The following is a 12,077-nucleotide window of genomic DNA, read 5'->3' on the forward strand; positions in this document are numbered from 1 at the left end:
TCCATTTTTTCTCCTCTTATTTCCGCTTGTTGTCGCTGCGACTTTCCATGCTAAAGCCGTTACGGCTCCAACAGCATTAGCTACTCCAAAATGTTCTACAACAACAGCCCAAACTACTGCTACGGCACCTACTATTACTGTTACGGCAAAAGCGACCGCACAGGCTTGTGTTTCAAAATTTTTTACAAATATGCAACTTCTTTTCCAAATATAATATCAGAAAATGTAAAATAATGTTATTTGCCTCGTAATTTGTATGATTCATTCAGTATTTTGTCTATTTCACTTGAAATTAATTCAAACTATCAGTATTCATCGAAGTACACAATGAAAACTTTAACATAATCAATGTAAATCCAACTAAACAACTATTAAGTTGTGGTTATCATAAAAGATACCCAACTTCATATTATTTTGTCAAGCAAATATAGGCTGCCGCTTCCGCATGTTGTTTGTAAAGCCATGACGCAGATTTTGTATCTTTATGATAGTTGGTCTGTGTCATTGTTTTTGGATAAAATAGAAAATCAGAATCACTAAAATCCGCTTTACAGATAAAGAATGTTTACGTTATGAAGCAAAAGTTGTGCTTTCATGCTGTAAAAGCAATGCTTTTGCATAGTCGTTTCAGGCATATTGCAGCTAAAAATAAGGCTGTTTTGCTGTCAAAAACAGTGGTTTCAGCTTGTTTTTACGCTGAAATAACTGCACAAAATCTGTGCGGCGTGCGTAACAGCTTGTGATATAACCGCTTACGTTTGCACACGATTTCGCGCTGTTTTCACGGCCGGATGATTTTTATTTCAGAATATCGCGGCTACAGGACGTTATCTGAAATCAGAAAGAAAGCATTTTGCGTAATACGCTTTCAGTATGCCGGCAGCCATTGCGCCCTTTGTCGTCCGGCTTTATTTCGTGTCTGCTCGTGTATTGCGGCGGGGCCGATGGCCATAATTTACCATGCCGTATGTTTGTGAAGTATGCTTATTTTCAGTATCTTTGCATCTGGAATATGAAAATGAACAGAAACCATATCTTGCAGCTTGTTACCGAAGGCGAGCATGTGCATCAGGACTTTAAGTTTGCCATAACAGACGCATGCAAGATAGCACGCAGTCTTTCTGCCTTTTCAAACACCGAGGGAGGGCGGCTGCTTGTGGGCGTTAAGGATAACGGCAAGATTGCCGGCATACGTTCGGCCGAGGAGATATACATGATTGAGGTTGCCGCAACGCGATACTGTCGGCCTTCGGTTACTCTCGACAGCCATATATATAAGGTCGACGGCAAGGATGTGCTTGAAGTCAGCGTGGCCGAGAGTCAGCATAAGCCCGTATATGCCGTTGACGAGGACAAGAAACCTAAGGCATACATTCGCATTAAGGACGAAACGATACTTGCCAGTCCGGTGCATCTCGATATTTGGCGGCATGACCATAAGGATGTGATGATAAGATGTAACGAACGGGAGCAGTGCATCTTGCGCCTTTTGGAGAAGTATGGCGAGATTACGCTTAACCGGTGTGTCAGACTGTCGCATATTCCCCGCCGTCAGGTAATCAGCCTTTTGGCCGATTTTATCCGTTTCGACCTGGTGGAGACTGTTTTCAGAGAGCATATATTTTATTTTAAACTTAAACAAAACCAATAAGCGTCATGGAACTATTCACACAGATAATCAACGAGACCAACGACATTCTCTGGACTTACATACTTGTAGTAATGCTGCTGGGTTGTGCCGTATGGTTCAGCATCAAGACTAAATTTGTGCAGTTTCGCATGATAGGAGAGATGATACGCCTGCTGGGCGACTCTACGGCAAAGATAAACGGACACGAGAAGCACATATCTTCTTTTCAGGCTTTCACCGTGTCGCTGGCAAGCCGCGTCGGCACGGGTAATCTTGCCGGAGTGGCTACTGCCATAACCGTGGGCGGTCCGGGCGCAGTGTTCTGGATGTGGATTATAGCTTTGCTTGGTTCAAGCAGCGCATTTGTCGAGTCGTCATTGGCGCAGTTGTTCAAGATAAAGGGCAAGCACTCGTATATAGGCGGACCGGCTTACTATATGGAGAAAGGACTTAAAAAGCGCTGGATGGGCATCCTTTTTGCGGTGCTTATCACAATAACGTTCGGCTTTGCGTTTAATTCGGTGCAGAGCAACACCATGAGCGCTGCTCTGCAGAGCGCGTTTGCCGTTGACTCTGTGCTGTCGGGCGCAGTAATATCGGTGCTTACGCTGTTTATCATCTTCGGAGGCATCCATCGCATCGCGGCGTTCAGCAGCGTCATAGTGCCCATAATGGCCGTTGGCTACATCCTGTTGGCACTGTTTGTCGTGCTGACCAACATTGGCCGCATACCCGATGTCATATCTCTCATTGTAGGCAACGCCTTCGGCTGGCATCAGGCTTTGGGCGGCGGAATGGGCGCGGCACTTATGCAGGGCATAAAGCGCGGACTGTTCAGCAACGAGGCGGGCATGGGCTCGGCTCCCAATGCTGCCGCCACAGCCCACGTAACCCATCCCGCCAAGCAGGGCTTCATACAGGCGTTGGGCGTGTTTACCGACACATTGCTTATCTGTTCGTGCACGGCTTTCATCATTCTGTTCAGCAAAGACAGCGTAGACAGCAGTCTCGACGGCATACAGCTCACTCAGGCTGCGCTCACCAACGAGGTTGGCAGCATTGGCACTATCTATGTTGCCATAGCCACTTTGTTCTTCGCCTACAGCAGCATTCTCGGCAACTATTATTACGGCGAGGCCAACATACGTTTCTTCACGTCGCGCCAGTGGCCCGTGTTTGTCTATCGTCTTCTGGTTGTCGGCATGGTCATGTTCGGCTCTTTGGCAAGTCTTAACCTTGTGTGGAGCCTTGCCGACGTAACTATGGCCCTGATGGCTCTCTGCAATCTCGTGGCAATATTGCTTTTGGGCAAATATGCTTTCAGACTGCTCGACGACTATCTTGTTCAGAAGAGAAGGGGCATAAAGAGTCCTGTCTTCCGTAAGGAAAGCATGAAGGACATCGAGCAGGACCTTGAATGCTGGTAAGCTGAAAAGCATTAATATTGCATTTCTGTGGCTGAAAAATGCCGCTTTGCAGGCGTCTGCAGCACAAAATGGCATAAATTATGCGCTTTTGCATGAAATAAATTTATCAAAGATTTGCAGAATTAAAAAACAGACATTACCTTTGCAGCCGCAAACACGGGGATAGCTCAGTTGGTAGAGCATCGGTCTCCAAAACCGAGTGTCGGGAGTTCGAGCCTCTCTTCCCGTGCAACAACATAGAGCCGCAGCCAATAAGGTTGCGGCTTTTGTTTTCTTGATAGTTGTTATTGCGCCATGCCAGGTTTGGATTAAACCGGCAAAATCGTTATATTTGCATCGCCATAAACATTATCTCTGAAGATATGAACATAGAACAGTTTCGCGATTTTTGCCTTACAGTGAAGGGTGTTGAAGAATGTTTCCCTTTCGGCAGCGACGTGCTTGTGTATAAAATTATGGGAAAGATGTTCACATATTGCGGTCTGGAGCCCAAAGACGGCTGCTTTATCGCCAACATGAAGTGCAGCACGGAGCGGTCGGCTGAACTCATGGAGCGATATGACGGCATATTCTTCGGTCGCCACTCTGACAGAAAATATTGGATAACGGTGGCTCTTGATAGCGATGTGCCCGACAGTCTTATCTGCGAACTTATACTTCATTCGGTTGAAGAGGTGGTGAAGAAGATGCCTAAAAAGATGCAGCGCGAATATGAGGCACTGACAGAATAATGGCTTTATTGGGCACTTGTGGCGTGAGTGTGCGGTGGACGGTGTTTATCGTCTGACTCTCGCCGGATAAATTATTTTATGTCGAATTAAATAAAATATCAAATATGCAGATTCTTATTGGATGCGCGAAGGATATGCGCGGAAGTGATGACGGCAATTATGGCATTATGACCGAGCCGCGTTTTGCCGGCGAGGCTATGCACAACGCATTGCAGATGGCGGGATATGATGAGGCCGAACTGGCTGACATGCTTCACTGCAACGCAGACATTGCGCGGCAGAACCGGCTGAGGTATATGCACTTTGCGGGCGAAGGACCGAGGCTTCAGGCTGTTTTGGCATATACGGGCGTGGTTTATAAGTATCTTGATGCGCCGGGCTTTACGCCCGAAGTTCAGACTTATGCACAGGAGCATCTGTGGATAACTTCGTTCTTGTATGGCCTTTTGCGCCCCGCCGACATGATAAAGCCTTACAGACTTGAAGGCAACGTGGTGCTGCCGGATAACGGTGTGAGTATGTTCGACTATTGGAAACCGCTGCTCACCGATGTGCTTATCGATTCGGTTAAGGCTTCCGGCGGACTGCTTGTCGACCTTGCGAGCAGCGAGATGAGGCGACTGTTCAACTGGCGCAAGGTGGCGCGCGAGGTTGATGTTGTTCGCCCGGAATTCTATGTCAGCAAGGGCGGACGGCTTAAGACTATTGTCATTTACGCCAAGATGTGCCGCGGAGCCATGACGCGCTATCTGCTTCAAAACCGCATTGACAATGCCGACAAGCTGAAGTCGTTCGATTTTGAGGGCTTCTCTTACAGCGAGGTAGACAGCAAAGCTGGTTCCCCTGTGTTTGTCGCAAACCTATAAAGCGGCTGAAGGCATAGGTATAACGCCATAATAACCCACGATGCGGCTTGTTGACCCATTGTGATTGTGCTTTTTGTAGTTGAGTATCCGTGCCGGAATTGTGATATTGTTTATCTCTGTTTTTATATTTTCGGTAAGCGATAATAAACAAAAATGACTGCTGGGCAATGTTATAATTTGCTCAGCAGTCATTTTTATATTGTGAAGATTATTGTCTGTCTGTTTATTCAAGGTCAACCACCGTTATTCCGGCACCGCCAAACTGCACGTGTTCATCGCGGTAAGAAACAACGTTTGGCACGGTCGACAGATACTGACGGATAAGCTGGCGCAGTATGCCCGAACCTGTGCCGTGCAGAATGCGCACGCGGCTCATGCCCACAAGTATGGCATCGTCGATAAAATATGTAACGGCGTTTATGGCTTCGTCGCCCCTCATTCCGCGCACGTCTATGTCCTGCTTGAAGTTCAGCTTGCGGTTGTCTATCGTCTCGCGCGTCTGTCGTCCCACTGACGCGTAGGTCTTCGGCTCCTCCTTTTTTGGCATTTCGGCACGCTCCAGGCGGTCGGCGCGCATCTTGGTGCGCATGTCGCCGAATATCACTGTTGCCATCTTGCCGTCGGTGCTTTCTATTCGTCCCACAGATGTAAGGCCCTTTATGCGCACTGTCTCGCCGGCTTCCAGCGGTGCGTCTTTCTCTTTCTTCTTCAGCGTGGCCTCTTTCAGTGCGGCAGCTGCGTCTTTGTTCTTCTCGGCCTTCTCCTTCTTGCGCTTCTCCTTTCTCTCCTTGCGCTCCTGTATCTGTTTTATCTTTCGGGCTATCATCTCGTCGTTGGCAGTAGTGTCAACCTCGTTGATTTCCTGCTTAAACGCATTCAGTTCTTCCCTTATGCGCTTGGTCTCCGCCTTTTCGGCCTGACTTTCGCGTATCTCCCTTATGGCGTTCTCAATCTTCTTGTTGCTCTCGCGCAGCAGTTCTTCGGCCTGTTCCTTCGCCTTGCGTATCACGTCCTTTCGGCTCTGCTCCAGTTCCTTCACCTCGCTTTCATATTTTGCAATGGTCTGCTCCATTGTCTTTTCGCGCTGATGAATGTTCTGTCGCTTGTTTTCCCAGTAGCGTTTGTCGCGCACAATGTCCTGCAGATATTTGTCGCTCTGTATATAGTCGCTTCCAACTATGTCGCTCGCGTCTTTTATCACCTCTTCGGGCAGTCCTATCTTGCGAGCTATCTCTATTGCAAACGAGCTTCCGGGGTTGCCTATCGAGAGCTGGAACAGCGCTTTCATCTGCTGGCGGTCGTATAGCATGGCTCCGTTTACCACTCCTTCGTGGTCTTCGGCAAAGTGCTTTAGGTTCTGATAGTGGGTGGTTATTATTCCGTAAGCCTGTTTGTTGCAGAACTGCTTCAGCACGGCTTCGGCTATTGCACCGCCAATCTGAGGCTCCGTGCCCGTACCAAACTCGTCGATGAGCAGCAGCGTGCTGTTGTTGGCAAACTTCATCATGTACTTCATGTTCATGAGGTGGCTCGAGTATGTACTCAGGTCGTTCTCTATGCTCTGCTCGTCGCCTATGTCGATAAGTATGTTCTTGAATATTCCTGTGTGCGAGCGGTCGCCTACGGGGATTGACAGTCCGCACTGAAGCATGTATTGCAGCAGTCCGGCCGTCTTCAGGCAAACCGACTTTCCGCCGGCGTTAGGTCCCGATATTATCAGTATGCGCTTGTCTTTGGTCAGCATTATGTCGAGGGGCACAACCTTCTTGTCCTGCTTTTCTAACGACAGCTGCAGCAGCGGGTGGCGTGCCTGAATCCAGTCTATGTGGGGCTTCTTCCCGACTTCCGGCTCAATGCCTTTTATCAGCCGTGCCAGTTCGGCCTTGGCGCGTATCATGTCTATCGTTGCCAGAAACCTGTACGACTCCAGTATGGGCTTTACGTGCGGACGTACAAGTTTTGAGAAATCTGTCAGTATGCGTATTATCTCGCGTCGCTCCTCGGCTTCAAGCTCTCTCACCTTGTTGTTGGCCTCTACCACTTCGGTAGGCTCAATAAACACGGTCTTGCCCGATGCCGACTCATCGTGTACTATACCTCTTATTTTGCGCTTCAGTCCCTGCGTTACGGGTATCACCAGTCGGCCGTCGCGTATGGCAGGCGTAACGTCCTTGTCAACCAGTCCTTCGCTCTGTGCCGAGCGCAGTATGCTGTATAGTGTGCGCGATATGCTGCCTTCGGTGCGCGACAGCTCGCGCCTTATGTTCTGCAGCTCGACCGATGCGCTGTCTTTCACCTTTCCAAACTTGTCGAGTATCTGGTCGATGCGCTGTATCAGTTGCGGAAATGTTATAATGTCTGCCGTCAGGCGGTGTAGCGCGGGGTAGGGGTATGTCCTTTCTTCCTCGTCGTCGTTGCCGTCCGTGCGGTTAAGATAGTTGACGATGTTGCATATCGTCTCGAGCGAGCGCCTGAGATCAAACAGTTCGCCTTCGTCGAGATGAGTGCCTTCAAGTCGCAGGCGTGCCACCGACTCGCGCACGTCGAAGAAATATTGCATCGGAAAGTCGTCGGCTTCTTCTTGCAGCCGTCTGAACTCTTTCACCTGTTGCAGCCATTCGTTTATCACTTCTGCGTCGCTCGAGAATGTCATGTTGTCTATTCTCTCCTTGCCGAGTGTACTGAGGCAGCGCTCGCGCAGAAGCGTGCGGATTTCATCGAATCCTATCTTAGTTTCAAACGTCTTTGGGTAAATCATGCTGCAAAGGTAGTGCAACCCTGCTGAAATGCCAAATAAAATCATCACATCTTTATATCGTGCGCATGTATGGCGCATTGATTTTCGCCGTGTCGCAGCATAAGAGTTGCCAAACTTCAGGCTTTAATCATGTCTGTTTTACGTTTTAAAATATGTCTTTTCGCAGCATGATATGTGCCCTTTTGTATCTTAAAAGACATCCTTTTGCCTTCTGAAAGGTGCCCTTTTGCCGTATGAAATGTATCCTTTTGTATGTTGAAAGATGCTCTTTTGGCAGCACGCAGGTGTCTTTTTAATATTTCTTGGTTGTTGTCTTTTGTTTACAGTGCATATCCGTTCATATTGCCTTTTTCATGTTTTTCTGTATGTAAAGCATATAAATTCATTGCCGTTGACGCCTTTTCCTGATTTCGATAGATATGTTTTTTGCTTATTCCTGTCGGAAGTCAACTTCTGGTAATCCTTTTACTGATATTGGTTGACTCTAATACTAAAAAAGTTTTGTTAAAAACTCGTCACTCGTCACAATGCGGTTTAACTCGTTGAATGTCAGCTTGATAAGGCGTGACGAGTTGGTTTCTCAACTCATCACATCCTGCCATTTCCGCCCTTTTTTGCCCGAAAATCTTCACGTTTCGGCTGGTTGTGATGAGTAGTGTGACGAGTTGAAAATGCAACTCGTCACACTGTAACGTTTTGATTGTCAGTGGGTTAAACTCTAATGTGACGAGTGACGAGTTTTTAACAAAAACTTTTTCTCGTTTCTCGCCGTGTCGCCATGTCCGGCATCAACGCATGCTTTTAAGCCATCCAAAAGCGTATGAAATCACCATGAAAACAAGAAAAATACACTTTTTTTGAAAAAAGTTGCGGAAAAATTTGGAGATTACATAAAAACTCCTTACCTTTGCACTCGCTTTTGAGACACAAAGCTTGTCGATCCGACAAAGGAGAGATGGTAGAGTGGTCGATTACAACGGTCTTGAAAACCGTCGTGCTGAGAGGCACCGGGGGTTCGAATCCCTCTCTCTCCGCAATAAATGTTGGAAATCAGCAAATTACAAAACAAACACCCAATTTTACACCCAATAATGTAAAATTGGGTGTTTTTGTATTATTTAAGAAAACTGCCGAGCGACTATGCATTGATCAGTGATTCTTTCCATTTACAATTACCTTATGAAGTCATGAAACAAAATCATACACAACACCATGCCGCTACACTCCGATGCGAGCTGAGCCTCAACGAAAGGTAGCATGAACATGACGATAATTGTGGCGCATAGCCAATAGATATAGTTCTTATTTTCGAATTTCATTATCCATCTATTTGCAAATCAAGATTTATAATTTCGCTTGATTTCGTCAATCGACTTGCCGCCGATACCAAAGTTCTCATCCGGCAATTCCTTAATGGTTACGGTGAAGAACTGCGCCGGAATATGGATTATTTCGGCGGCTGTCGCTGTCAGCCGCTCAATAAGTTCTTTCTTTTGTTCGGCGGTCAATGCTCCGCTTTCAACTGATATGTATGGCATTGTAAAAGTGTTTTGGCATTACAAAACGTCTATTCGATTGGAAGATTGTGTTGCTTCAAGAAACTAAGTTTGTCCCAGTAGCCCCTCTGATATACAATAAGATTGTTTTTGATATGGAAGAAGCCGCAACCACGCAACCCCAATGGGTCTTTCCATTCCAATATAGCCCATTCTCCATCTTCAAAAATATTTTCAACAATACAAACCATTTTAGCCGTTGCGAACTCCCCGGCAAACATCCGGCGTATGGCTTCTTTTCCAGCCACGGGAGCGTTCGCCACCTGATGGTTTACGGCATCGTCCGCATATAGCGCGGCGATTCCCTCCACGTCGGACGCGTTGAAACAATCAATCCATTTCTCCAGTACTTCTTTCGGTGTCATTTGATGTTACATTTTTATAATGTCAAAACCATCTCAAATTGTTTACCGGCGAGGCAAACACCTTTGGACGCGAGAAATGCGTCCAAAGAAGGAGTTGGAGATTCGACATTGATTACTTTTACTATTTCAGATTCAGTCATCTCAATCATTTGTTTTAGCAAGGAAGATGCGACGCCTTTTCTGCGGAAAGTCGGATCAACAGCTATCTGGGTAATGTCACCGGACTTTGGAGAGAAAACACAGTATCCTGACAAAACAGAATCAACCATAGCTCCCAACGTCACCAAATCATCACCTGCTCTCTTAATAGATTCAATGTCATTCTGCCAGGATGGGGTAAAATCATGGAATGATTGGGCTGACAAAATATCTTCAGACTTCAGCGCGACGATGGAGCATTTGGCAGGTTTGTCAGATAGATGGTTAACAACCAGTTGCTTCTTTTGAGTGAAGAAATTAAATTCTCGTAAAATCTCGAAACCGAGACTTTCATATATTTTTAACGCTCTTTTATTATGTTGAAGCACCTCAAGCAAATAATTCTCTATACCGGCATTTTTCAGGAATGGCATAGAGTGCGTAAATATTCTTTTGGCAAGTCCTTGCCCTCTGAACTCTTTTCTTGTACCTGTTCCCGTATCGTATGCAGTAAGTTTGCCATTATAGTATTTACCAATACCATTAAACGTGAACGCCACGATATTGTCATCATAGAATGCACCGAATGATAAAGCCGGATTGAAGCCTCGCCGTTTCAGCATTGACTTCAATTCTGTCTTATCCACGCTGATTTCGTAATCCGAGAAAGCTGACTTGAAAGCCGTATATATTTGCTCGAATGAAATGCCTTCGAGGTTTTTTATTTCAATCATGGGTTACTTGCTATCGGATTCGTTACCATTAATTTAATTTGAACAGGATTGAAGCCATGTTCTGACCGAGATTGCGCATATTGGCAATTCCTTCATTATCTTTAAGAACATCGCCAATTTCTCGCCCATAAACCATGTTCCAGTATGTGGAACCAGCAACTATCATCTCCTTGTTTAAGAAAAAATGATTCATTGTATCGACCGCCGTCATACCTCCGGCACGACGAACGGCGGCAACTGCCACGCCCAGTTTGTGTTTCAATATTCCCGGATTGACAGCAGCGACAACGCCACCTCTGTCCAACAATGCTTTCATTCGAGAGGAAACATCTGCTGAATAAACCGGCGAACCGAGAATTATCCCGTCAGCTCCAACTATTTTGCTAAATACCTCGGCAAAACCGTCTTTGCGGAATACACAATTACCTTTACCTTTACAGGCAAAACAAGCACGGCATGGCTCTATATCGACATCGGCCAATTGGATAAACTCGGTTTCAATACCTCTCTTATTCAGTTCCTCAAATATCGTGCGGATTATGATAGCTGTATTACCATCTTTCCGTGAGCTGCCGTTAATTCCAATTACTTTCATAGTCCTTTGTATTGTTCCATTTCAATGCAATTCCAAGTTTCGCCCAAGCAAGAATAGCTTTCTGTTGTTGGAACAATCACGCGCCTGAATCCGGCAGACTTATAGCAATGGATGGCTGACGGATTATTTTCAAAGACACCGAGTGATACTTTCGTAGCACCAAGCGTCTCAAAAGCATATTTGACTGCCATTGAAACAAGAGTTTTACCAAAACCTTGACCACGTTTTGAATCATCGACAATGACGAATCCCAAGCGTTGTTCCGATGAATCATCTGCCGGAGTGCGCAGGGTGATATATCCCACAATGTTATTGCCATTCAACATTGTCAGGGCGCGTTGACTTTGTCCGTCAATATACCGCTCGTGATAGATATTCATATCTTCTGGTGTGACCGGGTAACACTCATATCTGTCAGCGCACCATTGGCGCATAAGATATTCGTTTTTTAGCCAAGTAGTAATTACATTGGCATCTGTGGGCTGATATGGTCTAAGACTAAGGCGCATCATTATAGAATTGTTTTCAACTCTTCATTGCAAAACATTGTCGGGGTAAATTCCACAATCTGATAGTTGGCAATGTCGTTGATGTGGAACGGATCTTCGGAAATAATAGCATCAACCGCTTCACGGTTGTTGGCTTTTATCATTATCACGCCACCAATGCGAGGGATCTGTGGCCCAGATGTTATGAAATCTCCGATGGCATAATGTTTGGCGAGATATTCACGGTGCGCACTCAGATAGTTATCAACCTCGCTCAACGGCTTTTTGTATGTGAGAATTGCAATAAACATAACGAGTCTATTTTTCCAGCGTTTAAGGTGAGGGAAGAATTGACGCATCATGTCTTTAGCCTGTTCCTGTGTCAAGTTCTGTCCTGACTGTTTGTTTATCTCATCAGTGAATTGGGCGCAGTGGTCAATCATCTGCTCCATAGTCATATCCTGCGCAAACTTGCCATCTTTGTAGCAGTAGATGCAATAATCTTCATTGAGTGTGCCATCGGTATTCGTACCGAGGATTTCGTTTGTTAGCGGCATTCCGCAGCTTTGACAGAATTTTTGTTCCATATCGTTTTCCTTTTCGCCCATCAGTCCAACAGGGTAGGTTATTAAATACAAAAGCGTGGACTACCTATGTCAATCTAACTTGACGGCCCTGAGAAAGCCTATGATGCAGATACAACGATAGCAGCCCACGCTATATGCGTGAGAACCACTATGCTATCTCTTGCATCAAATTTGAAAGGCTCTCAGGTTTTCAAGTTACAAG

Annotated in this window: 13 protein-coding genes and 2 tRNA genes; 7 read left to right on the forward strand and 8 right to left on the reverse strand. The window is 46.0% G+C overall.

What is annotated here, in order from left to right:
• Window positions 1-572 precede the first annotated feature (572 nt).
• The 6 genes from EJL04_RS16280 (at window position 573) to EJL04_RS01680 (ending at window position 4,654) form a co-directional block, all read left to right on the forward strand.
• Entirely contained in the window at window positions 573-743 is a 171-nt protein-coding gene (locus EJL04_RS16280) for a hypothetical protein (RefSeq protein WP_164511710.1), read from the forward strand.
• 269 nt (window positions 744-1,012) lie between these two features.
• Window positions 1,013-1,651, forward strand: a complete 639-nt coding sequence (locus tag EJL04_RS01660) for an AlbA family DNA-binding domain-containing protein (protein ID WP_125103919.1) — start codon at window positions 1,013-1,015, stop codon at window positions 1,649-1,651.
• A 5-nt stretch (window positions 1,652-1,656) separates the two neighbouring features.
• Window positions 1,657-3,057 (forward strand): alanine/glycine:cation symporter family protein, encoded by a 1,401-nt coding sequence (locus tag EJL04_RS01665; protein WP_125103920.1) that lies wholly within the window; start codon window positions 1,657-1,659, stop codon window positions 3,055-3,057.
• Window positions 3,058-3,213: 156 nt separating this feature from the next.
• Window positions 3,214-3,286 (forward strand) — tRNA-Trp (locus EJL04_RS01670).
• A gap of 133 nt (window positions 3,287-3,419) precedes the next feature.
• Window positions 3,420-3,788 (forward strand): MmcQ/YjbR family DNA-binding protein, encoded by a 369-nt coding sequence (locus tag EJL04_RS01675; protein ID WP_125103921.1) that lies wholly within the window; start codon window positions 3,420-3,422, stop codon window positions 3,786-3,788.
• 104 nt (window positions 3,789-3,892) lie between these two features.
• On the forward strand, window positions 3,893-4,654 hold the full coding sequence (locus EJL04_RS01680; RefSeq protein WP_125103922.1) for a YaaA family protein: 762 nt from the start codon (window positions 3,893-3,895) through the stop codon (window positions 4,652-4,654).
• Window positions 4,655-4,877: 223 nt separating this feature from the next.
• Here EJL04_RS01680 and EJL04_RS01685 read toward each other — a convergent pair whose 3' ends face one another.
• Window positions 4,878-7,412: an endonuclease MutS2 gene (locus tag EJL04_RS01685; protein WP_125103923.1), complete on the reverse strand. Its 2,535-nt coding sequence runs from the start codon at window positions 7,410-7,412 to the stop codon at window positions 4,878-4,880.
• A 949-nt stretch (window positions 7,413-8,361) separates the two neighbouring features.
• Between EJL04_RS01685 and EJL04_RS01690 the strand changes: the two genes are divergently transcribed.
• Window positions 8,362-8,446, forward strand: a tRNA-Ser gene (locus EJL04_RS01690).
• Window positions 8,447-8,584: 138 nt separating this feature from the next.
• Here the strand turns inward: EJL04_RS01690 and EJL04_RS16285 are convergent.
• From EJL04_RS16285 to EJL04_RS16790, 7 genes are read right to left on the reverse strand one after another with little or no spacing between them, the layout of a single operon-like run.
• Window positions 8,585-8,731, reverse strand: coding sequence for a hypothetical protein (locus EJL04_RS16285; protein WP_164511711.1), 147 nt, complete (start codon window positions 8,729-8,731; stop codon window positions 8,585-8,587).
• Between the two features lie 18 nt (window positions 8,732-8,749).
• Window positions 8,750-8,950 (reverse strand): 4-oxalocrotonate tautomerase DmpI, encoded by a 201-nt coding sequence (gene dmpI / locus EJL04_RS01695; protein WP_009124289.1) that lies wholly within the window; start codon window positions 8,948-8,950, stop codon window positions 8,750-8,752.
• 29 nt (window positions 8,951-8,979) lie between these two features.
• Window positions 8,980-9,333 (reverse strand): nuclear transport factor 2 family protein, encoded by a 354-nt coding sequence (locus EJL04_RS01700; RefSeq protein WP_009124288.1) that lies wholly within the window; start codon window positions 9,331-9,333, stop codon window positions 8,980-8,982.
• A 14-nt stretch (window positions 9,334-9,347) separates the two neighbouring features.
• Window positions 9,348-10,205: a GNAT family N-acetyltransferase gene (locus tag EJL04_RS01705; protein ID WP_009124287.1), complete on the reverse strand. Its 858-nt coding sequence runs from the start codon at window positions 10,203-10,205 to the stop codon at window positions 9,348-9,350.
• A gap of 28 nt (window positions 10,206-10,233) precedes the next feature.
• On the reverse strand, window positions 10,234-10,800 hold the full coding sequence (locus tag EJL04_RS01710; protein ID WP_009124286.1) for a flavodoxin family protein: 567 nt from the start codon (window positions 10,798-10,800) through the stop codon (window positions 10,234-10,236).
• Window positions 10,797-11,312, reverse strand: a complete 516-nt coding sequence (locus tag EJL04_RS01715) for a GNAT family N-acetyltransferase (RefSeq protein ID WP_009124285.1) — start codon at window positions 11,310-11,312, stop codon at window positions 10,797-10,799. The genes EJL04_RS01710 and EJL04_RS01715 overlap by 4 nt, the downstream gene beginning before the upstream one ends.
• The gene (locus tag EJL04_RS16790) at window positions 11,312-11,875 is read right to left on the reverse strand and encodes a zinc ribbon domain-containing protein (RefSeq protein ID WP_370540970.1); all 564 of its coding nucleotides are present in this window, start codon (window positions 11,873-11,875) and stop codon (window positions 11,312-11,314) included. Before EJL04_RS16790 ends, EJL04_RS01715 begins: the two co-directional genes overlap by 1 nt.
• Window positions 11,876-12,077 lie beyond the last annotated feature (202 nt).

Origin of the sequence: Prevotella marseillensis (assembly GCF_900625065.1) — a bacterium.
Classification (GTDB): Bacteria; Bacteroidota; Bacteroidia; order Bacteroidales; family Bacteroidaceae; genus Prevotella; species Prevotella rara.